This window comes from Streptomyces sp. NPDC002790 (genome assembly GCF_040295505.1).
Lineage (GTDB): Bacteria > Actinomycetota > Actinomycetes > Streptomycetales > Streptomycetaceae > Streptomyces.
In genome coordinates, this window is sequence record NZ_JBEOVM010000005.1 from 135,749 (window position 1) to 156,273 (window position 20,525).

Annotated in this window: 24 protein-coding genes; 12 read left to right on the plus strand and 12 right to left on the minus strand. The window is 70.5% G+C overall.

The annotated features are described in order from the left end of the window. Positions 1 to 8: 8 nt before the first annotated feature. Complete coding sequence (locus ABT004_RS05190; RefSeq protein WP_351331484.1) at positions 9 to 446, minus strand: protein-tyrosine phosphatase family protein; 438 nt, start codon at positions 444 to 446, stop codon at positions 9 to 11. Continuing rightward, on the minus strand, positions 443 to 1,063 hold the full coding sequence (locus tag ABT004_RS05195; RefSeq protein ID WP_351331485.1) for a TetR/AcrR family transcriptional regulator: 621 nt from the start codon (positions 1,061 to 1,063) through the stop codon (positions 443 to 445). Before ABT004_RS05195 ends, ABT004_RS05190 begins: the two co-directional genes overlap by 4 nt. 95 nt (positions 1,064 to 1,158) lie before the next feature. Here ABT004_RS05195 and ABT004_RS05200 point away from each other — a divergent pair, with 95 nt between their 5' ends. Next, on the plus strand, positions 1,159 to 2,118 hold the full coding sequence (locus ABT004_RS05200; RefSeq protein WP_351331486.1) for a DMT family transporter: 960 nt from the start codon (positions 1,159 to 1,161) through the stop codon (positions 2,116 to 2,118). Here the strand turns inward: ABT004_RS05200 and ABT004_RS05205 are convergent. Both ABT004_RS05205 and ABT004_RS05210 read right to left on the minus strand, forming a co-directional pair. Next, positions 2,032 to 3,180 carry a dihydrofolate reductase family protein gene (locus ABT004_RS05205; RefSeq protein ID WP_351331487.1) on the minus strand — a complete coding sequence of 383 codons (1,149 nt, stop codon included), beginning with the start codon at positions 3,178 to 3,180 and terminating at the stop codon, positions 2,032 to 2,034. The two genes, ABT004_RS05200 and ABT004_RS05205, sit on opposite strands and share 87 nt — an antisense overlap. 37 nt (positions 3,181 to 3,217) lie before the next feature. Then, positions 3,218 to 4,189 carry a glutathione S-transferase family protein gene (locus ABT004_RS05210; RefSeq protein WP_351331488.1) on the minus strand — a complete coding sequence of 324 codons (972 nt, stop codon included), beginning with the start codon at positions 4,187 to 4,189 and terminating at the stop codon, positions 3,218 to 3,220. A 147-nt stretch (positions 4,190 to 4,336) separates the two neighbouring features. Here ABT004_RS05210 and ABT004_RS05215 point away from each other — a divergent pair, with 147 nt between their 5' ends. From ABT004_RS05215 to ABT004_RS05225, 3 genes are all read left to right on the plus strand, one after another. Continuing rightward, the gene (locus ABT004_RS05215) at positions 4,337 to 4,873 is read left to right on the plus strand and encodes an SRPBCC family protein (RefSeq protein ID WP_351331489.1); all 537 of its coding nucleotides are present in this window, start codon (positions 4,337 to 4,339) and stop codon (positions 4,871 to 4,873) included. 74 nt (positions 4,874 to 4,947) lie between these two features. Next, entirely contained in the window at positions 4,948 to 5,184 is a 237-nt protein-coding gene (locus ABT004_RS05220) for a hypothetical protein (protein ID WP_351331490.1), read from the plus strand. A 17-nt stretch (positions 5,185 to 5,201) separates the two neighbouring features. Beyond that, the gene (locus ABT004_RS05225) at positions 5,202 to 5,546 is read left to right on the plus strand and encodes a VOC family protein (protein WP_351331491.1); all 345 of its coding nucleotides are present in this window, start codon (positions 5,202 to 5,204) and stop codon (positions 5,544 to 5,546) included. A gap of 62 nt (positions 5,547 to 5,608) precedes the next feature. Here the strand turns inward: ABT004_RS05225 and ABT004_RS05230 are convergent, their stop codons facing one another. From ABT004_RS05230 to ABT004_RS05240, 3 genes are all read right to left on the minus strand, one after another. Next, positions 5,609 to 5,995 carry a VOC family protein gene (locus ABT004_RS05230; protein ID WP_351331492.1) on the minus strand — a complete coding sequence of 129 codons (387 nt, stop codon included), beginning with the start codon at positions 5,993 to 5,995 and terminating at the stop codon, positions 5,609 to 5,611. A gap of 135 nt (positions 5,996 to 6,130) precedes the next feature. After that, the gene (asnB, locus tag ABT004_RS05235; protein WP_351331493.1) at positions 6,131 to 7,969 is read right to left on the minus strand and encodes an asparagine synthase (glutamine-hydrolyzing); all 1,839 of its coding nucleotides are present in this window, start codon (positions 7,967 to 7,969) and stop codon (positions 6,131 to 6,133) included. Between the two features lie 260 nt (positions 7,970 to 8,229). Next, positions 8,230 to 9,381, minus strand: a complete 1,152-nt coding sequence (locus ABT004_RS05240; RefSeq protein ID WP_351331494.1) for a TIGR03364 family FAD-dependent oxidoreductase — start codon at positions 9,379 to 9,381, stop codon at positions 8,230 to 8,232. A 127-nt stretch (positions 9,382 to 9,508) separates the two neighbouring features. Here ABT004_RS05240 and ABT004_RS05245 point away from each other — a divergent pair, with 127 nt between their 5' ends. Together ABT004_RS05245 and ABT004_RS05250 are read left to right on the plus strand one after the other, a co-directional pair. Further along, a complete protein-coding gene (locus tag ABT004_RS05245) occupies positions 9,509 to 10,297 on the plus strand; it encodes a GntR family transcriptional regulator (protein ID WP_351331495.1) in 789 nt (262 codons plus the stop codon). Beyond that, a complete protein-coding gene (locus ABT004_RS05250) occupies positions 10,294 to 10,983 on the plus strand; it encodes a phosphonatase-like hydrolase (protein WP_351331496.1) in 690 nt (229 codons plus the stop codon). The genes ABT004_RS05245 and ABT004_RS05250 overlap by 4 nt, the downstream gene beginning before the upstream one ends. A gap of 9 nt (positions 10,984 to 10,992) precedes the next feature. On the opposite strand, the gene pgm is transcribed toward ABT004_RS05250, so the two are convergent. The 3 genes from pgm to ABT004_RS05265 form a co-directional block, all read right to left on the minus strand. Continuing rightward, positions 10,993 to 12,618: a phosphoglucomutase (alpha-D-glucose-1,6-bisphosphate-dependent) gene (gene pgm / locus ABT004_RS05255; protein ID WP_351331497.1), complete on the minus strand. Its 1,626-nt coding sequence runs from the start codon at positions 12,616 to 12,618 to the stop codon at positions 10,993 to 10,995. An 87-nt stretch (positions 12,619 to 12,705) separates the two neighbouring features. After that, positions 12,706 to 13,443, minus strand: a complete 738-nt coding sequence (locus ABT004_RS05260) for a Clp protease N-terminal domain-containing protein (RefSeq protein ID WP_351331498.1) — start codon at positions 13,441 to 13,443, stop codon at positions 12,706 to 12,708. Between the two features lie 63 nt (positions 13,444 to 13,506). Next, positions 13,507 to 14,541, minus strand: coding sequence for an aldo/keto reductase (locus ABT004_RS05265; protein WP_351331499.1), 1,035 nt, complete (start codon positions 14,539 to 14,541; stop codon positions 13,507 to 13,509). A 225-nt stretch (positions 14,542 to 14,766) separates the two neighbouring features. On the opposite strand from ABT004_RS05265, the gene ABT004_RS05270 reads away from it, so the two are divergent. Together ABT004_RS05270 and ABT004_RS05275 are read left to right on the plus strand one after the other, a co-directional pair. Next, complete coding sequence (locus ABT004_RS05270) at positions 14,767 to 15,261, plus strand: cupin domain-containing protein (protein WP_351331500.1); 495 nt, start codon at positions 14,767 to 14,769, stop codon at positions 15,259 to 15,261. A gap of 321 nt (positions 15,262 to 15,582) precedes the next feature. Beyond that, positions 15,583 to 16,023 (plus strand): OsmC family protein, encoded by a 441-nt coding sequence (locus tag ABT004_RS05275; protein WP_351331501.1) that lies wholly within the window; start codon positions 15,583 to 15,585, stop codon positions 16,021 to 16,023. A 60-nt stretch (positions 16,024 to 16,083) separates the two neighbouring features. On the opposite strand, the gene ABT004_RS05280 is transcribed toward ABT004_RS05275, so the two are convergent. After that, positions 16,084 to 17,781: a chitinase gene (locus ABT004_RS05280; protein WP_351331502.1), complete on the minus strand. Its 1,698-nt coding sequence runs from the start codon at positions 17,779 to 17,781 to the stop codon at positions 16,084 to 16,086. A 169-nt stretch (positions 17,782 to 17,950) separates the two neighbouring features. After that, positions 17,951 to 18,451 carry a mycothiol transferase gene (locus ABT004_RS05285; protein ID WP_351331503.1) on the minus strand — a complete coding sequence of 167 codons (501 nt, stop codon included), beginning with the start codon at positions 18,449 to 18,451 and terminating at the stop codon, positions 17,951 to 17,953. A gap of 246 nt (positions 18,452 to 18,697) precedes the next feature. Here ABT004_RS05285 and ABT004_RS05290 point away from each other — a divergent pair, with 246 nt between their 5' ends. The 4 genes from ABT004_RS05290 to ABT004_RS05305 all read left to right on the plus strand — a co-directional run bounded on the left by ABT004_RS05290 (position 18,698) and on the right by ABT004_RS05305 (position 20,517). Continuing rightward, positions 18,698 to 19,132 carry a hypothetical protein gene (locus tag ABT004_RS05290; protein ID WP_351331504.1) on the plus strand — a complete coding sequence of 145 codons (435 nt, stop codon included), beginning with the start codon at positions 18,698 to 18,700 and terminating at the stop codon, positions 19,130 to 19,132. Between the two features lie 96 nt (positions 19,133 to 19,228). Further along, entirely contained in the window at positions 19,229 to 19,600 is a 372-nt protein-coding gene (locus ABT004_RS05295; protein ID WP_351331505.1) for a hypothetical protein, read from the plus strand. A gap of 7 nt (positions 19,601 to 19,607) precedes the next feature. Then, complete coding sequence (locus ABT004_RS05300; RefSeq protein WP_351331506.1) at positions 19,608 to 20,126, plus strand: hypothetical protein; 519 nt, start codon at positions 19,608 to 19,610, stop codon at positions 20,124 to 20,126. A 22-nt stretch (positions 20,127 to 20,148) separates the two neighbouring features. After that, positions 20,149 to 20,517: a peptidase inhibitor family I36 protein gene (locus ABT004_RS05305; RefSeq protein ID WP_351331507.1), complete on the plus strand. Its 369-nt coding sequence runs from the start codon at positions 20,149 to 20,151 to the stop codon at positions 20,515 to 20,517. Positions 20,518 to 20,525: the final 8 nt, after the last annotated feature.

A 20,525-nucleotide genomic window follows, 5' to 3' on the forward strand; every position in this document is an offset into this window, starting at 1 on the left:
CGCCGCTTTCAGGAAGCCGCGAACCGCCGTACGTACCGCTTCTGCCACGGCGTCTCAACCGCCCCGCGCGCGTAGTGCTCGCGTACGTAGGTGACGGCCCCGCCCGCTGGTACTCCGTCCAGTACCGCTAGACACGCGAGCGCCGTCCCCGTACGACCGCGGCCGCCCGCGCACGCCACTTCCATCCGCTCATGTGCGCAGCGTCGCCACGCCTCCGTGAGTACGGCACGCGCGCGTGCACGGTCGGCGGGAAGACGGAAGTCGGGCCAGCGCAGCCACGTCGACTCCCAGTCCGTGGGCGGGGGTTCGGCCCCCAGGAGGTAGATGCCGTACGTCGGCGGGGGACCGGCGGGCAGCGGATCGCGCAGCCCCCTGCCGCGCACGAGCAGCCCCGAGGGCAGCCGCAGCACACCCGGCGCTCCGGCCTCCCACGGCTCGGCCGTCACCGCGCGTCCTTCGCTGCCGACAGCAGGAACGCCGCCATCCTGCGCGCCCGCCCGAACGCGTCCGGGAACACATCCAGGCCGTCCGAGACCAGCGCGCCCTCGTGCAGCAGCATCAGGGAGCGCCCCAACTCCCTTGCGGTGTCCGGCGCCACGTCCGACGCGAGCCGGGTGAACAGCTCCAGCATCCACCGCTTCTGACCGGTGATCACCGCGTACGCGGGGTGCGCGGGGTCGCTGATCTCCGCGTGCGCGTTGACCATGCTGCAGCCCTTGCCGCTGTTGGCGCTCATCCACTCCTGGGAGGCATCGAAGACGGCCAGCACCCGGTCGGTGGGGGAGAGTTCGGCGTCCTCGTGGTGGTGGGCGAGGTAGGCGCGCCAGCGGGCGTCGCGGGTCGCCAGGTAGTCGACGACGATCTGCTCCTTGGAGCCGAAGCGGTCGTAGAGCGTCTTCTTCGTGACGCCCGACTCCGCCGCGATCAGGTCCACGCCGACCGCGTGGATGCCGCGCTCGTAGAACAGCCGCGAGGCGGTCTCCAGGACCTTGCGCGCGGCCGGTGTCAGGTCGGGCCGGTCCGGGTCGACGGCCGGCGGGGCGGGGTTCGTCGTCGTAGGCATGCCGCAAGGGTATACCGATCTGTATAGTGGTGCCAGGTAAACCGATCTGTATACCTCTGCCCTTGAACCCGAACACGTGAGGCGGTTGCCGCGCCATGAACGTCCTTTTGTCCATCGGATTCGTCCTGACCTGGAGCTCCGGCTTCATCGGAGCCAAGCTCGGCGCAGGCGACGCGAGCGCCGTGACCACGCTGATGTGGCGGTTCCTCCCGCTGGCGCTGGCCCTGGGCGCCGTCGCGGTGGCGGCGGGCAGGAAGCGATGGCGCGGGCTCGGCCGGCGCACGATCGGACGGCAGGCCGTCGTCGGCGCCCTCTCGCAGAGCGGCTACCTCCTGACCGTCTACTACGCCATCCAGCTCGGCGTCTCCAGCGGCACGACCGCCCTCATCGACGGCACCCAGCCCCTGGTCGCGGGCGCCCTCGCAGGCCCCCTGCTGCGGCAGTACGTCACCGCGCGGCAGTGGCTCGGCCTGTGCCTCGGACTCGCCGGGGTCGTCATCGTCACCACGGCCGACGCGGGCGCCGTCTCCGGTGTCCCGTGGTGGGCGTACGGCGTCCCGTTCCTTGGCATGCTGTCGCTGGTCGCGGCCACCTTCGTGGAGAGCCGCTCGCGCACCCGGGTCGAGCCGATGGTCGCCCTGACCGTGCACTGCGCCACCAGCGCCGTCGTCTTCACGGGCCTCGCCGTTGCGCTGGGCGAGGCCGCACCGCCCGCCGCGCCGTCCTTCTGGCTGTCGATCGCCTGGCTCATCGGCCTGTCGACATTCGGCGGCTACGGCCTCTACTGGATCGTGCTGCGGCGCGGCGGCCTCACCCAGGTCAACACGCTGATGTTCCTGATGGCACCCGTCACCGCCGTGTGGGGAGCGCTGATGTTCGGCGAGCCCTTCGGGATACGCACCGCGCTGGGGCTCGTCCTCAGTCTCGCGGCCGTCGTGGTCGTCCGGCTCGGCACACGCGCGTACCCGCTACGAGGCGGCCGCGACAAGGTGGCGGTTGGGAAGCACGGCCGCGTCGGCCAGCTCCGGGACCTCCACCACGGTGACGCCCGCTGAGGCGAGCACCCCCATCCCGTCGGCGCCCGGCACGAACGTGTCGGGCTCCCGCCAGGCAGACACCACGCGGCGCACCCCCGCGTCGACGATGAGCCGGGCGCACGGCTTCGGCCGCGAGGCGCGGCGGGCGCACGGTTCCAGGCTGCTGTAGACGGTGGCCGTGGCGAGGCGCGGGTCGTCGGCGGCGAGCTTGCCGAGCGCGGCCTCCTCGGCGTGCACCACCGGGTCCTGGCCCGCGCGTGAGTAGCCGCGCGCCAGTTCCGTGCCGTCGTCGGCGACGACCACGGCGCCGACGCTGAACGCGGTCCTCGACGGCGGGCACTCGGTGGCGAGTTCGCAGGCCAGTCGCAGCCAGTGCCGGTCCGCCGCGGTGGCCGCCGGCCCCGGGCCGGGCACGGTCGGCGCGTACCGGGTGACGATCACGTCCCCGACCCGCTCCGTGGCGAGCACCCGCATCCGGCTGCGCGGCCCGCCCGGGTAGGAACCGGGGCCGAACAGGCGCGGCGCGCCAGGCTCACCGACCACCAACGGGGCGATGGCGAGCCGCAGTTCGTCCGCGAGGCCCAGTTGCAGCAGCTGCGTGTGCACGCGCGCGCCGCCCTCGACGAGCAGCCGCCGCACGCCCCGCGCGCCGAGGTCGTCGAGGAGCGCCGCCCAGTCGAGGTGCCGGCCCAGCGCCATCACGTCGGCCGCGCCGCCCACGCGCGTGCGCGCGAGTTGGGCGCCCGACTCGGTCGTGTAGACGAGTCGTTCGCCACCCGTCGTCCAGAACGGGTCACCCGGATCCAGGTCCCCCGACGCGGTGACCGCCACCTTCAGTGGGTAGGCGGCCCGCCCGTCCGCTACCCGCTTGGCGCGCCGCTGCGGGGAGTTGACCAGCAGCCGGGGCCGGTCCGCGCGCAGCGTCCCCGCCCCGACGAGGATCGCGTCGCTCGCCGCCCGCACCGCGTCCACCCGCTCGAAGTCCTCCACGCCGGACAGCAGGAGCCGCTCAGGGCCGGTGTCGTCGAGGCAGCCGTCGAGCGAGACCGCGGCGGACAGCAACACGTGGGGGCGGGACATGGCGACTCCGTGACCGGGCGGAACGTACGCGCAGAGCCTATCGAGACGCCGGCGGTGTGCCGTCCCCGAAGGGGCGCCCGCCCAGCTTCTCGCGGCCGTGCGGGGTCAGCCAGCCGGACGGGTCCGGGCCGAGCGGCACGATCCGCGTGGGGTTTATGCCGGTGTGCACCTGGTAGTAGTGCCGCTTGATGTGGTCGAAGTCGACGGTGTCCCCGAAGCCGGGCGTCTGGAACAGGTCCCGCGCGTACGCCCACAGGACCGGGTCCTCGGCCAGCTTGTTGCGGTTGCACTTGAAGTGACCGTGGTAGACGGCGTCGAAGCGGACCAGCGTCGTGAACAGCCGGACATCCGCCTCCGTGATCGTGTCGCCGACGAGATACCGCTGCCCGTCAAGCCGCCGCGCCACCGTGTCGAGCCGCGCGAACACGTCCCGGTACGCCTCCTCGTACGTGTCCTGCTCGCTGGCGAACCCGGCCCGGTACACGCCGTTGTTCACGTCCCGGTAGACGCCCTCCATCACCTCGTCGATCTCGTCGCGCAGCGGCTCCGGATACAGGTCCGGCGCGCCGGACCTGTGCAGCGCCGTCCACTCTGTCTCCAAGTCCAGCGTCAGCTGCTGGTAGTCGTTGGTGACGAGTTTGCCGGACGGTACGTCGACGATCGCCGGCACGCTGACGCCGCCCGGATACCCGGTCTCCCGCGCGTCGTAGGCCTCACTGAGGTAGCGGATCCCGAGCACCGGGTCGCGGTCGTCCGGATCGAGCGTGAAGCGCCAACTGCGGTCGTCCTGGATCGGGTCGGTGACCGCGAGGGACAGGGCGTCCTCCAGGCCCAGGAGGCGGCGCACCACCAGGGCGCGGCTCGCCCAGGGGCAGGCCCTGCTCACGACGAGCCGGTAGCGGCCCGCCTCCACGGGCCAGCCGTCGCGGCCGTCGGCGGTGATCCGGTCGGTGAAATGACTGCGGGAGCGCTTGAAGGCCTTCTTGCCGTACGAGGCGTTGCCGGGCACGTGGGTCTCCCTCCGGGGTCGGACACGATCGTGCGCCCCGAGCCTGCCCGAGGAACGGCCCGCGCACCACCTCGGCGGAGGCGGCTGTCAGTGGCCGATGAGAGGCTCGGAGTGGGCATTGACCGCCATGGCAAGGAAGGCGCAGGCATGAGGACCACGACCGGCAGCTACCTCACCCTGGACGACGGCCGTCCCGGAGTCCGGTTCACCCGCACGTACGAGAAGCCGATCGACCGCGTCTGGCGCTATGTCACCGACCCGGTCGACCTCGCGCACTGGTTCCCCTCGAAGTTCGAGGCCGGGGAGTTGAGCCCCGGCGCGACGATCCGCTTCTTCGACGACCCGAACATGCCGGAGTCCGTCGGCACGGTCGTCGCCGCGGAGCCCCCGCGCCACTTCTCCTTCACGTGGGGAGGCGACGAGCTCCAGTACGACCTGGAGAAGCGCGGTGACGGAGGCACGCACCTGACGCTCACCAACGTGCTGCTCAGCGCGGACGCGGCGGCACGCAACGCGGCGGGCTGGGAGGTCTGCCTGCTCGCCCTTGACGCGGCCGACCGCGGCGAGCCCCTGTCGGAGGACCACACGGGAGCGACGCCGCCGTGGAAGGAGCTGTACGACGCCTACCTGGCCGCCGGCTTCCCGTCCGGCGCCCCCGTGCCCGGCATGGAAGAGGAGTCCTGAGGCACACGCACCGCGTGTGCACACGGTCACAGCCTGAATAGCGGGATGCCACGAATGGGCGCAAAATCGGACACATGTCCTTTATGTCCGCGAGTGTGACGTGGCTCGGACTCGGCCTCACGGTCGGTACCGCGGGACTGGTGACCTACGGTCTTGCGGTGCTCCCGTGCGGAGCCTCGGTCCGGCAGCAGGATGCCGAGGCGGTCTGCCGCCCGGCCAGGCGGACGGCGCTCGTCCTCGGTGCGCTCGGCATCGCGGCGTTCACCGTCGGAACGGTGTTCCTGTTCCTGAGCCTGACGAACTTCGGCTGAGAATGAAGGAGTACTCCATGACCAGTGGTCAGAACACCATCATCGCCCCCGTCCGCGACCTCGCCGCCGCCAAGGCCGTCTACACCAAACTGCTCGGCGTGGAGCCGTCGTCGGACGAGGTGTACTACGTGGGCTACGACGTGGCGGGACAGCACTTCGGCCTGAACCCGGGCGGGCACCAGCAGGGCATGACCGGTCCCGTGGGCTACTGGACCGTCGACGACATCCAGGGGATGGTCGCGTCCCTGGTCGAGTCCGGCGCCGAGGTCGTCCAGGACGTCACGGAGGTCGGGCCCGGACGGCGGATCGCGTCGCTGAAGGACGCGGACGGCAATGTCTTCGGAGTGCTCCAGGACGGCTGACCGGTCCGGGAACGAGGAGTGGGGCCGGGCCCGAAGGCCGCGGCCCCACCCGATTCCCGGTGCTACGCACCGCTCCCGTAGGGGCGGGTGATCGCTTCCATACCGTGTCCGGCGGGGTCCATGAAGTACACGCCACGGCCTCCGTCGTTGTGGTTGATCTCGCCCGGCAGCCTTCCGTGCGGATCGGCGTAGTAGGTGAGCCCCGCCTCCTTGATGCGCCGGAAGATCCCGTCGAACTCCTCCTCGGTGACGAGGAAGGCGTAGTGCTGCGGGACGATGGACCCGGCGGGAGCCGTCGCGAAGTCCAGGGTCACGCCGTTGCTGAGGTCGAGCGGGATGAACGGGCCCCATTCGTCGCCCACTTCGAGCCCCAGGATGCCCGCGAGGAACTCGGCGGACTCCCGCTTGTCCCGGGAGTGGACGATGGTGTGATTGAGCTGAACTGCCATGGTGGATTGCCCTCCAGAAGGCAACTCCGGCACCTCCATGCCTCACCCGGTCGGTGACCGGCACGCGATGCTGCCGGGGATCTTAGACACGGTGCCGCGCTCGGGGCCAGTGGGTTTCCGGCTACGGTTCCGGCGTCAGTCCAGGACCAGTTCCGGGTCGTACATGTCGAGCCAGAGCGCCAGGTCCAGCGTGCGCTCCAGGCCACGCCGTGAGGCCTGCGTGATCTGCGGCGTCTCGCGGTGGGCGGCGACGCTGAGCCGGTCCCTGTCGACGATCTCGAAGACCCGGTGCGAGGGCTTCGCGAGCAGATCCTTGGCGTGCTCCTGCAGCGCGAGCGCGTACTTCGGATCCTGCGTCGACGGGTAGGGGCTCTTGACCCGGTCGTACACCGACGTCGGCAGCACGTCCGCCGTCGCCTCGCGCAGCAGCGACTTCTCCCGGCCGTCGAACGACTTCAGCGCCCACGGTGTGTTGTAGACGTACTCGACGAGCCGGTGGTCGCAGAACGGGACCCGCACCTCGAGGCCCACCGCCATGCTCGCCCGGTCCTTGCGGTCGAGCAGGACCCGCACGAAGCGGGTCAGGTGCAGGTAGCAGATGCGGCGCATCTTGTACTCGAAGTCGCTCTCGCCCTCCAGGCGCTGGATGTCGCGCACCGCTTCGGCGTAGCTGTCGGCCGTGTACCCCTCCAGGTCGAGCCGCTTGGTGAGCTCCGGCCTGATCACGTCCGAGTCGTCACCGATGTGCTTGCCCATGCTCACCAGCCACGGGAACGCCTCCGTGTTGCGGGCCTCCTCGTCGAAGAACTGGAGGTAGCCGCCGAAGACCTCGTCCGCCGACTCGCCGGACAGGGCCACCGTCGAGTGCTCGCGGATCGCCTTGAACAGCAGGTACAGGGAGGCGTCCATGTCGCCGAAACCGGCCGGAACGTCGCGTGCCCGGATGACGCGGGCGCGCACCTCGGGGTCGGCCAGCGCGTTCGAGTCGAGCACGATGTCCTCGTGGTCGGTCCCCGACGCCTGCGCCACGTCGTGCACGTAGGGGGTGTCGGGCGTGCCGCGCAGCTCGTCGGCGACGAAGTTCTCGGCCTGGCCGAGGAAGTCGACCGCGAAGCTGCGCACGGTCTCCTGGCCGGCCAGCTGCTTCGCGGCGATCGCCGTCATCGCGGAGGAGTCGAGGCCGCCCGACAGGAGCGTGCAGCGCGGCACGTCCGAGACGAGCTGGCGGCGCACGATGTCGTCGAGCAGCTCACGCACGTGGGCGATGGTCGTTTCCTGGTCGTCGGTGTGCGGCTTCGTCTCCAGCGTCCAGTACGCGTGCTGCCGCAGCCCGGAGTGGTCGACGGTGACGACGGTGCCCGGCTCGACCTCGTGCATGCCGTCCCACACGGCGTGCCCCGGAGTCTTCACGAACGTGAACAACTCGCGCAGACCGTCGAGGGTGACACGGCGCGCGGCGAGTGGATTGGCGAGGATCGCCTTGGGCTCGGAGCCGAACAGCACGCCGTCCGGGGTCTCGTAGAAGTAGAAGGGCTTGATGCCCATCCGGTCGCGGATCATGACGAGCTTGTCGGTGCGGCCGTCCCAGATGGCGAACGCGTACATGCCGTTGAGACGCTCGGGCAGGTCCTCGCCCCACTCGAGGTAGCCGTGCAGCACCACCTCGGTGTCGGAGTCCGTGCGGAACTCGTGGCCGAGGGCCGCCAGTTCGGCACGGAGCTCGGTGTAGTTGTACGTCTCGCCCGAGTACACCAGGGCGACGTTCCCGGTCGGTGTCTCGACGGTCATGGGCTGCCGGCCACCCGGCAGGTCGATGATGGCGAGCCTGCGGTGACCGAGGGCCGCGGGACCCTCGATCCAGGTGCCGCGGTCGTCGGGACCGCGGCACTCCATGGTCTGGGTCATCGCATCCACTGTCTCGGCCGAGGCCCGCAGGTCACGGTCGAAGGAAACCCAGCCGGTGATGCCACACATAACGCTTCCTCCTGCTCGCCGTACGGCCGTGGCCAACCGGGGCGACAAGTTGTACACGGCATCTATGTGTCGAGCGTGTGTCATGGCGGCGGGGTCGGTCAATGCGCCCGTAACGCAAGGGAAATGCCGAACCGAGCGATTCAAGCCCCGGTCCGGCCGAAAAGCGGAATGATCCCCTTCGCAAACCCCTTGCGGCGTGGGCCTCGTGAATAAAGTTGCCTTGGGCGACCAGAACGATCCGGCCAACGGCAAAGACTTGATCAATCCTCGAACGTCGCCGCCGCGAGCCCGAACGACAGCGTCATGCCGATCCCCGACGTCACCGAGATGGCCCGCACGCCCGGCGCCACCTCGCGGATGAGTAGCGGCCCGCGGGGGCTGCTGGCGTACACACCCTGCCACCGTTCGGTGACCCGTACCGAGGGGACGCCCAGGACGCGGGAGGCCTCGCGCAGCAGCAGCTCCGTCGTCGCCTCGTCCTGGAACGGGATCTCCGTCGCGTCGTACGCGTGCGAGTCGCCGACCAGGACCGTACCGTCGGGCAGCCGCGTGAACATCACGTTGGCGACCACGTTCAGCAACTCCGGGCTGTGCGCCGTGACTTCGTCCCGAAGCCGGTTGGCCGATGGCATCGCGGTGAAGCCGTCGTAGCGCAGCATCGACGTCGCGGTCAGCACGGCCGAGTCCGTACGGAAGGCGTCGGGCGCCGCGACCCTGGCCATGGACAGGCGGCACCGCTCGATGCCGTGCGCCTCCGCCTCGGCCGGATACAGCCGGTCCAGGTCGTGGCCCACGCAGAGCAGGATCCGGTCCCCGTGCACGGGGCCGCGGCTGGTGTGCACCGTGCCGGACTCGACGCCGACCACATTCGTGCCCCAGGAGACCGTCACGGCGGGCTGCTCGGCCAGCCAGTCCGCGAGTCGCGGCGCCGCCTCGCGCGGGTCGACCCGGAGGTCCGCGGGCAGCAGCGCGCCGCCGACCAGGTCCTCGCGCCCCTCGGCGGCGCGGCCGAGCGCCTCGCCCACCTCCTCGCGCGTGCGCAGCCGCACCGCGTCCGCGCCCCGCTCGTCCCGCAGCTCCTCCAGGACCGCAAGCTCGGTCGCCGACCGGGCCACCACCAGGGCGCCCGCCTCCGGCGCCCACAGCCCGGCCGACTTGGCGGCGTCCAGCCAGCCGGAGCGCGAGCGCAGCGCGAGGTCGAGGAGTTCGCCGCGCTGCGCCGTGACACAGCAGTGGCCGAAATTGCGCACGGACGCGCCCACCGGCCGCCGGTCCCGCTCGACCACCGTGACGCTGAGCCCCCGGCGCACCGCCTCGAAGGCGTGGGCGAGGCCGACGATGCCGGCGCCGACCACGACGAGGTCGCTGCGGCCGGAGGGGAGGGCGATGGAGGGTGCTGATGCGTTGTTCATGACACCAAGCCTGCGGACCGGCCGACGCCACCCGCAAGGGTTGTCTATACAAGTTTCCCCGTTGTTTACCAGCTGTGCGCCGAGATCGCTCTTGCTCAGCCCGTCCTCGGGCTGAGAAACTCGACTTGTGAAGACAAGTGGTGAGAACGGGCCGCTGCACCAGCGGCTCGGCGCCGAGTTCCGGCGACGCATCGAGTCGGGGGAGTGGCCCGAAGGGACGCCCGTGCCGAGCGAGGCGCAGCTGTGCGAGGAGTTCGGGACCTCGCGCGGCCCCGTGCGCCAGGCGCTCGCGCAACTGCGGGCCGACGGTCATCTGGCCGGCGGGCGCGGCAAATCGCCCGTCGCCCGCAGGGTCACGCCCTCGCAGCCGTTCGCCTCGCTGATGTCGTTCACGCAGTGGGCCGAGTCGATCGGGCGGACCCCCGGCCAGCACACCGTGGAGGTGGCCCGGCGCCGCGCGACCCCCGAGGCTGCCGCGCGCCTGGGCCTCGACGAGGGCGCGCCGGGCATCGACCTCGTCCGGCTGCGCCGTCTCGACGGGGTGCCCGCGATGGTCGAGCGGTCCACGTTCGTCCTCGACGTCGGCCTGCACCTGTTCGCGTTCGACCCGGACGAGGGTTCGGTCTACGACGCGCTCACCTCGTGCGGCGTCGACCTGCACCGCGCGCGGCACACCATCGACGCCGTCGCGGCGGACCCCGAGGACGCCGAACTCCTCGGCGTCGCACCCGGCCAACCCCTGCTCCGCGTACGGAGGTTGACGTACACCGGCGACGGCAGGCCCGTCGAGTACGCGGATGATCGTTATCTGCCGTCCATGGCCACGTTCACCATCGAGAACACCATGGACGGACGCACCGTCGCCGCCCGCGGCGGCACCGCAGACACCAGCACCACACGTGAGGAAGCCCAGTGATCGAACTCGCCGTCTTCGACATGGCAGGTACCACCATCGACGAGCACGGGGCCGTATACGACGCGCTGCGGCACGCCGTCGAGTCCACCGGCGTCCGCGTCGACCCGGTCGACCTGCAGACCTGGATGGGCACCGACAAGCGCGAGGCCATCGCCGCGCTCGTCCGCATCGGCGGCGGCGCCCCCGACGCGGAGCTCGTCGAGCGACAGTACGAGGTGTTCCGCGCCACCCTGCGCGAGAGCTACGCGAAGCAGCCGCCGGAGCCGATCGCCAACGCGGACAAGGCACTTGAAGCGCTGCGCACCCGCGGCATCAAGATCGCCCTCACCACCGGCTTCAGCGCGGACGTGGCGCTGCCCCTGCTCGACTCGCTCGGCTGGTCCACCGGCGAGGGCGGCAACCTCGACGCGGTCGTCACCTCCGACGAGGTGCCCCGCGGCCGACCCGCCCCGTACATGATCCAGCGCGCCATGGAGAAGACCGGGACCGTCGACGTACGGAAGGTCCTCGTGGCCGGTGACACGGTCGTGGACCTGGAGGCCGGGTTCAACGCGGGCGCGAGCGTCGTGGTCGGCGTGCTCACGGGACAGCTCACCCGCGAGCAGCTCGAAGCCCACCCGCACACCTACGTGTTGGACGGCGTCGCCGACCTCCCGGGAATCGCCGAAACCCGGGCCGACGGCTGAGCCCGTCCGTCAGCTGAGCGCCGCGTCCACGATCGCCTGCGCCTCGCTCTGCACCTGAGCGAGGTGCTCGGCGCCGTGGAACGACTCGGCGTAGATCTTGTAGACGTCCTCCGTGCCACTGGGCCGGGCCGCGAACCACGCGTTCTCGGTGGTCACCTTGAGGCCGCCGATGGCCGCGCCGTTGCCCGGTGCCTCGGAAAGGCGGGCCGTGATCGGCTCGCCCGCGAGGGTGTCGGCGGTGATCGCGTCGCCGGTCAGCTTCGCGAGGCGGGCCTTCTGCTCCTTCGTCGCCTTGGCGTCCACGCGCGCGTAGGCGGCGCCCGACGCGCCGTGCTCGGCGGCGAGTTCGGCGTAGTACGCGGACGGCGTCTTCCCGGTGACGGCGGTGATCTCGGCGGCCAGCAGGGCGAGCAGGATGCCGTCCTTGTCGGTGGTCCACACGCTCCCGTCCTTGCGGACGAAGCTCGCCCCGGCGCTCTCCTCGCCGCCGAACGCCACCGAGCCGTCGACCAGGCCCGGCACGAACCACTTGAACCCGACGGGCACTTCGACGAGTTCGCGGCCGAGGGTGGCGGCGATCCGGTCGATGACGGCGGACGACACGAGCGTCTTGCCGATCGCCGCGGACGCCGGCCACTGGGGCCTGTGGCCGAACAAGTAGTGGATGGCGACGGCCAGATAGTGGTTCGGGTTCATCAGGCCCGCGTCCGGGGTGACGATGCCGTGCCGGTCGGCGTCCGCGTCGTTGCCGGTCAGCAGGTCGAAATCGTGGCGCCGCGCGAGCACCGAGGCCATCGCGGGCGCCGACGACGGGTCCATCCGGATCTTGCCGTCCCAGTCGAGCGTCATGAAACGCCACGTCGGGTCGGTCTCCGGGTTCACCACGGTCAGGTCGAGCCCGTACATCTCGGCGATCCGTGCCCAGTAGTGCACACTCGCGCCACCCAGCGGATCGGCGCCGACCCGCACACCCGAGGCGCGGATGGCGTCGATGTCGATGATGTCCTTGAGGTCCTCGACGTAGCGCTCACGGAAGTCGTACGGCTCCCAGGCCGCCTCTTCGACCGTGCGCGGCGCCCAACTGGCGTCCTCCAGCAGCTCGTTGGCGCGATCGGCGATCCACGAGGTGGTGGCGGAGTCAGCGGGGCCGCCGTGCGGAGGGTTGTACTTGAAGCCGCCGTCGCGGGGCGGATTGTGGCTCGGTGTGATCACGATGCCGTCGGCGCGCTCGTCCGTCCCCTCGCGGTTCCAGCGCAGGATCGCGTGGCTGAGCGCGGGCGTCGGCACGAAGTCCTCGTGCGCGTCGGCCAACACCCGCACGCCGTGCGCCGCGAGAACACCGAGGGCGGTCTTCAGGGCGGGCTGCGACAGGGCGTGCGTGTCCGGGCCGATGAAGAGGGGGCCCGTGATGCCCTCGGCCGCGCGGTGCTCGACGATCGCCTGGGTGATCGCGGCGATGTGCTTCTCGTTGAAGGCCCCGTCGAGGCTCGAGCCGCGATGGCCACTCGTGCCGAAGACGACGCGTTGCTCGGGGCGCGTGACGTCCGGCTCGCGTGTGTAGTACGCGTCGATCAGTTCGTCGACGTCGACGAGATCGCCCGGCAGGGCGGGGGTTCCTGAGCGCTCAGCAGTCATGGGAGCAGTCTCCCACCTGCGCCTATGAAGAAAAGTGGGCGGCACAGGCGGGAGACGGGTTCCGGGCCTTCGGGTCCCGGGCTGTGCTCAGTCCTCCCCGGACTCCTGCTGGTTCTTGACGATCTCCGAGAGGACGGCGAGGACCTGCGACTCCGCCTGGTCCTTCTCGATCCCGAGGCCGGTGAGCAGCCCCGAGCCGTTCTCGTGCTCCAGGAGCGCGAGCAGGATGTGCTCGGTGCCGATGTAGTTGTGGCCCAGGCGCAGCGCCTCACGGAACGTCAGCTCCAGGGCCTTCTTGGCGTCGGCGTCGAACGGCACCAGGGCCGGCATGTCGTCGGACTTCGCGGGCAGTTCGGCCGTGGCGGCCTGCCGCACCGTGTCCAGAAGCACGTCCTGCGCGAGCATCGCCCGGGCGGCGAGGCCCTCCGGCTCGTGCAACAGGCCGAGCACCAGGTGGGCGGGGGTGATGGTGGCGTTGCTCGCGGCGCGGGCCTCGTTCTGCGCGGAGACGACCACGTTGCGGGCGCGTTCGGTGTAGCGGCTGAAGCCCTGACTGGGGTCCAGGTCGGACTCGGAGCCCTTGGCCACGAAGCGCTTCTGCGCGGCCTGGCGGGTGACTCCCATGCTCTTGCCGATGTCCGTCCAGGAGGCGCCGGAGCGGCGGGCCTGGTCGACGAAGTGGCCGATCAGATGGTCGGCGATGTCGCCGAGGTGGTCCGCCGCGATGACGGCGTTCTGGAGCTGGTCGAGTGCGTCGGCGTTCGACTTCTTGATGGCGTCGATCAGGTCGTCGAGGCGGATGGAGGGCGTGCCGGATTCAGTCATGACGCAACCGTAGGTTGACAGTCTTGAGGTGTCAACCCAACGTTGACACCCTTCTGGTGCGGTTCACACCACCGGCGGATTCAACTGCCGGAAGCCGTCCTGGGTCCGGTACGGGTAGTAGGGATACGGCGCCTTCGTCTCGCTCGCCGCGTCCAGCTTCGCCACCTGCTCGGGGGTGAGCTCCCAGCCGATGGCGCCCAGGTTCTGCGTCAGTTGCTCCTCGTTGCGGGCCCCGATCAGCACCGTGGACACGGTGGGCCGGCGCAGCAGCCAGTTGATGGCGATCTGCGGGACGGCCTTCCCGGTCTCCTCGGCGACCTCGTCCAGTGCGTCCATCACCCGGTACAGGTGCTCGTCCTCGATGGGTGGCCCGAACTGCGCGGTCTCGTGCAGCCTGCTGTCGGCGGGCAACGGCTGCCCGCGCCGGATCTTCCCGGTGAGCCGCCCCCAGCCGAGCGGGCTCCACACCACGGCGCCGACGCCCTCCTCCTTGGCGAGCGGCATCAACTCCCACTCGTAGTCCCGGCCGACGAGCGAGTAGTACACCTGGTGTGCGGCGAACCGCGGCCGCCCGTGCCTCTCGGCCTCGGAGAGCCCCTTCATCAGCTGCCAGCCCGCGTAGTTGGAGACGCCGGTGTGGCGGATCTTTCCGGCGCGCACCAGGTCCTCGAGCGTGGCGAGTACCTCCTCGACCGGCGTGCTCGCGTCGTACGCGTGCAGCTGGAACAGGTCGATGTAATCGGTGTCGAGGCGCCGCAACGCGGCGTCGACGGACGCGATCAGGCGAGAGCGCGAAACCCCGGCGTCGTACGGTCCCTCGCCGGTCGGCAGTGCCGCCTTGGTCGAGATGAGCGCCTGGTCGCGCCGGCCCTTGAGCGCGGCGCCGAGCACTTCCTCGGAGGCCCCGTCCGAGTATACGTCGGCGGTGTCGAACAGGGTGACTCCGGCCTCCAGGCTGAGATCGACCATCCGTCGCGCCTCGTCGATCCCGTTCGTCCCCCACGCCGAGAACAGGGGGCCACGCCCGCCGAAGGTTCCGGCCCCGAAACCCAACGCCGGAACCTTCAGGCCGGACGTCCCCAGCTGTCGGTACTCCATGTCGATCCCCTTGATGGTCGCTCGCGTCGATGAGTTCACCCCTAAAGGGATTGTGGTCCCGTTAGGAAGTGACGCAACCGTAGCAGGAAGTCGTTCAATAATGGAACTGTGGTGCCGATAGGCTGGTTGGGCTACGGCTCCGTGTGGAGCTTGAACGGAGAGAGTTGTGGTGAGAGAGAATCGAACAGTCACGATCCGCCGCGCCACGTCAGGGGAACCAGACCGATGCCCGCAGCCCACGTCACCCTCGCCGACGTCCTGAGTGCCGCCGCCCCGGAGGCCACCGGCGCCCTCTGGCGGCTCGACGGCGCGGCCCGCCAGCTCGACGCCAACGTCGTCCGCCTGCGGCCGGGCGGGGGCGGCGACGCGTATGTGGAGGCAGAACTCGACGTGCTCCTCGTCGTCGTGGAGGGCCACGGCACGCTGCACCGTGCGGGCGTGGACGAGGAAGTGGCGCCCGGCACGCTCGTGTTCGTACCGCGCGGCGAGCGGCGCGCGGTCAGCGCCGGTGCGGACGGGCTCGTCTACCTCACGGCACACCGCAGGCGGCCCGGCATGACCATCCGCCGCGCCGAACCGCAGGTCACGACCGAGGGCGGCGAGGCACCCTGCCTGCTGCCCCGGGTGTGCGCGTCCTGCGGGCAGGCGGCCGACGACGCCGGTGCGCGGTACTGCGCCCGATGCGGGGAGCGCCTGGAGGGAGAGCGAGGGGCACAGTGATCCGGCCGTACTTGAGTCGCAGGGATCACGCCAGACGGCGCGTTCCGGCGTTCAAGTACCGCCCTGAGTACGGGATGTGGCGCCGCACCCCGTAACTTCACGCCAGTGATTCAACACGGGAAGTTACCCGAAATTCGGGGGTGCGGGATGAAGTCCGGGGCCGCCTTCGGCAGACTCCGGGGCACGGCGGCCGCACACTCGGGCAGCGGCCGCCAGGGGAGGGAGCACCACCGGGGAGTCCGTGGGCGTGGGGCACGCGGACTCCCCGACCCGCCGCAGGCGTTGCGTGGCACGGCGCCCGCCGCTGGCTACGGTTCCGGCATGGCCGACTACCGCATTGAGACCGTCCGCAACGGCGACCGCGACTGGACCGCGCGCAACGACCGGGGCGCCGAGGTCCGCATCGCCCCCGCCGACAGCGAGGAAGCACAGCCGTCCTTCACCCCGGTCGAACTCCTCCTCGCCGCGCTCGGCGGCTGCGGCGGCCTCGTCGTCGACCGCACGGCCCGCACAGTTCCGCACGACGAGCTGCGGATCACCGTCGAGTCCGTGTCACGGCCGGAGGACGACGGGCGCGTCGGATCCGTCCGTGTCTCGTACGAGATCGAGCTGCCGGAAGGCGACACGGACGCCGCCGAGGCGCTCGAACGCGGCATCCGGCTGACCCACGAGAAGTACTGCACGGTCAGCCGCACCGTCGAACACGGCGCGCGCGTCGAGGCGTTGGGCCCCGACGGCACGATGCTCTTCATGGGCGGCTGACCGGGCGACCGGGTCGAGTCGGACGGGCCGGTGGCGGCGCGCCACCGGCCCCCTGCCGCCCTACGGCAGCGCGTGCACCTTCGGTCCGACCGCATTCGACCAGGCGTTGCCCGCCGTGGCGTCCCAGTTCGTGGACCAGGTCATCGCCCCGCGCAGCCCCGGATAGGTCTTCGCGGGCTTGAACGTGCCGCAGCCGGTGCCGCGCGCCAGACAGTCGAGCGCGTTGTTCACGACCGACGGGGCCACGTAGCCGCTGCCCGCGCCGCGCGTCGACGCCGGTACGCCGAGTCCGACCTGCGAGGCGTCGAGGCCGCCCTCCAGCTGGATGCAGGCGAGCGCGGTGAGGAAGTCGACGGTGCCCTGGCTGTACACCTTGCCGTCGCAGCCCAGCATCGAACCGCTGTTGTAGTACTGCATGTTGACGACCGTGAGGATGTCCTTCACGTTCAGCGCCGTCTTGAAGTATTCGCCGGACGTCGACTGCATGTCGATGGTCTGCGGCGCCATCGTCAGGACCAGCTTGCCCCCCGCCTTCGCCGACAGCTGGTGCAGCGCCTTCGACATGTACGTCGAGTTGAGGCCGTTCTCCAGGTCGATGTCGACGCCGTCGAAGCCGTACTCCCGCATCAGCGCGTACGCGCTGTCCGCGAACGCCGTCGCCGAGGCGTCGCTGTTCACCGAGATGGTGCCCTTCTCGCCGCCGACCGACAGGATCACGGACTTGCCCGCCGCCTGCTTGGCGGCGATGTCGGACTTGAAGTCCCCGGCGTTCGCGTAACCGACGGCCGGGTCCAGGTTGAAGGTGATCTGGCCGGGCGTGCTGGTGGCGTCGGCGAAGGACACCGCGATGATGTCGTACTGCGCCGGCACGTCACGCAGCTTCTGGACGGTCGCGCCGTTGTCGAAGTTCTGCCAGTACCCGGTCAGTGCGTGCTTGGGGACGGTTCCGCCGCCGGGGTTGCCGCCGGACGTAGCGGTCCGCGCGGTCACCGCCGCGGACTTCCCGGACTCGCCGGCCACGTTCGTCGCGGTGACCTGGAAGCTGTACGAGGTGTCGGCCGCGAGCCCGGTGACGGACGTCGAGGCACCCGGGACGGCGGCGACCTTCGTGCCGTCCCGGTACACGTTGTAGCCGGTGGCGTTCGAGACGGGGGTCCAGGAGAGGCCGACCGAGGACGAAGTGGTCGCGCCCGCCGCGAGCCCGGTCGGTGCGGCCGGGATCACGACCGGGTCCGTGCCGCCGCCCCCGTCGGGACCGAGGACGCTCAGATCGTCGACGTAATACGCGCTCTGCCCGTACCAGCCGTGCGTGTAGACCGTCACGGAGCTCGTGTTCGCGCCGGTCTTGAAACTCGTGGTGAGCTGCTGCCAGGACGAGCTGCCAGGTGTCCACGTGGACACATCGGTGGTACCGGTGCCGCTCGCGCCGAGATAGGCGTAGCCACCCTGCACCCAACTGCTCAGCTGGTACGTCGAGTTGGGCTTCACCGCGACGGTCTGGCTGCACTTGGCGTTGTCCTGGCCCGACGGCGCGCCCTTGAGGGCCTTCGTGCCGCCGTGCACGGGCGAGGTCACGACGGAACCGCTGCCCGCCGTGCACGTCCAGTTGCTCAGGTCCGACTCGAAGCCGGCGTTCTTGGCGACGTTGACGTCAGCGGCCTGTGCGGGTGCGGCGAGCGCGGTGACGCCGAGCGACGCGGCCGCCACGACGGCGAGTGCGAGGCCGGGTCTGCGTCTGCGATGGCGTGCACGGTCCACGGTGAGCCTCCTGGGAAGAGGGGGACATGCTGCGGATGTGAACGGTGGCCACCGCTGTGTGCGCCAAAGTTGGTTCAGACCAATGGAGTTGTCAAGACCTCCGGCGCGCACGAGAACGGCGCCGGACAGGAGGTCCGGCGCCGCTGACGAGAGGGGAAGGACGGTGGGTTCAGCTCAGTCCGCGCAGGTAGGCGGCCTGCCCCACGTGCTGCAGGTCGTCCGCGAGCACGCTGATGAGCCGGACCCCCAGCGTCACCGGCGGATCCCAGCCCTCGTCGACGACACGGTCGAGATCGGCGTCCTTCAGGTCGCCGAGGAACCGGAGTGTCTGCTCGTGCACCGCGTCGTAATAGCCCACGAGGAGCTCGCCCGAGGCGACCCGCACCTGGCCGACCTGCTTCGGTGTGTGCCCAAACCCGGTGTCCGACTCGGCGAGCGGCAGATCGAACCGCTCCGCCCAGCCGCCCGCGAGCCACACCTGCTCGACTCCCGCGGCATCGGCGACATGGTCGTCCTGAACGCGGGTGAGATGCCAGATCAGCCAGGCAATGGAATTCGCCGTGTCTTCCGGGCGCTCGTGCAGCGCGTCGACGGAAAGTCCCTCGACGGCCGCGTGCACCTCTTCCTGAATACGGTGGTAACCGTCCACGAGTACGTCATGTGAGCGCATGCGTGCAGTGTCTCCGACGCGGGGGATTTCGGCCAACGGGTGCCGTGAATATGCCCGGAGACTGGCGTGAAAGCCATGGTGACTCCGCCCTCCAGGTGCCGATACTTGACGAAGGAACGGTTGAACGTTGTTCGTAGGCGGCGTCCCGCGGGCCACATTCCCGGGGTAATTCTCGCCGTTGCGGTGGATCACTGATCGTTTGGCACAACAGTCAATGCAGTCGGACGCCAGGCAATGGGGGAGACCGTGCACGACGAATTCCTGTGCCACGTCACCGCGTACGGAATCTGCGGTGGCCGGCGCGTGGGTGTTCCGCTCGGCACATATCGCGCCCCCACGCTCGCACTGGCCCTTTGGTGGCTGCGCGACCGGGCCATGTGGATGGCCGAGCGCCTCGACCCCCGCCCCGGCCTCGACCACTTACCCGAGGGTGCGCTGACGCCCATGGCCGAGGACGCACCCGACGTGCCGGAACAGCTGCGGGCCTGGTGCGCCGACCCGGGCCGGCAGGAGAGCGCCGCGGAGGAGTTGGCCTCGGGGCATCTCGTCCGGATCGCGACCCGCGACGACACCACCGAGTACGAACTCCTCGCCGAGTCCGTCGACGCCGTCCGCATGGCCCGCACCCAGCCGCGCCGCCGCGGCCCACGGTGTCGAGTGACAGTTACCAATAGTCACTGACAAGAGTGACACGGCGCTTGATCGCGCCGACTCCGGGGCAGTGTGATCACGCTCAGTAGGAACGATCACTCCGGGGTCACCGAAATGAAGCCCTTCATGAAGCACAGATCCGTGCTGCTCGCCCTCACCCTCCCCCTCCTCGGCGGCGCCACGACCGCCCTCGCACCCGCCTCCTCCGCCGCACCCGGCGCCGTCCCGCCCGGCCAGGTCTGCTTCTGGACCGACATCGGCATGCACGGTCAGGCCTGGTGCTACGGACCGCCCGGCTACGCCGACGCGGAGAACGGGACGGCGCGCCACGCCGCCTCCTTCGACTCCCGCGTCGCCGGGACCGTCTACGCCATCAGCTACACCGCGACCGGCTGCGTCTACCGGGAGATCAGGCGCGACGACTACTCCGAGAACTGGGAGTGGGCCGGAAAGCTCGACGGTGTCTCCGACACCACCATGGGGTGCGAGCAGGGCTGACCGCGCCATGAACCGCCGAAGGCGCGCCCTCACCGTCCTGGCCTGCGCCCTGCTGCTCCCGCTCACGGGCTGCACCACGGAGCACACCGACCGGACCGCCCGCACACCCGACGACACCATCAGGGCCGCGGCCCAGACCCTCACCGACCGCTGCCTCACCCGCCAGGGCCTCACACCGCCCCGGCCGGGACGCCGCCCGGCGAACCGGGCGGAGGAACAGCGCGTCGCCGCAGCTCTCTTCGGTCGCCCGCCCGCCGAACTCTCCTTGACCCTCGCGAACGGCATCCCCGTACGCGCCCACACCGACGGCTGCCTGGCCGCCGCCCAACGCACCCTCTACGGCGACCAGGAACGCTGGTTCGAGGTGTCGACCGTCGTCAACAACCTGGGGCCCGAGGCCGCTCACCGTGACCTCGGCCTCGCCTCCGTGCGCGCACGACACCGCGCCGAACTCGCCGACTGGCAGCGCCTGCGGACCCGCGCACTCGAAGCGTCCACCCGCGTGCTGCACGCCTCAACTCACTGACCCAGCAAGGAGAACAGACCACATGAAGCACCCGATCGCCCTCGTCGCCGCCGCGGTCCTCGCCCTCGGCGGCGCCGCGCTCCCCGCCACCGCCTTCGCGGCCCAGTGCCCCAGCGGCGAGTTCTGCGCCTGGACCGACGCCAACTACACCGGAATGCGCTGGAACTGGTCCGGCGACGACCACGACTGGGAGGACGGCATCCAGGACGAGGACTCGTCCTGGGCCAACCACGGAATCTCGGGACCAGGCATCAAGGACCACGTCCAGGTCTACGAGAATCCAGGCCTCGTCGGCTTCGGCACCGTCTGTCTCGCGCCCGGCCAGGAGATCCCCTCCAACGGCTGGGCCAACGACAGCGGCGACTCCCACACATGGAAGATGGAGTGCTGAACTCCCTT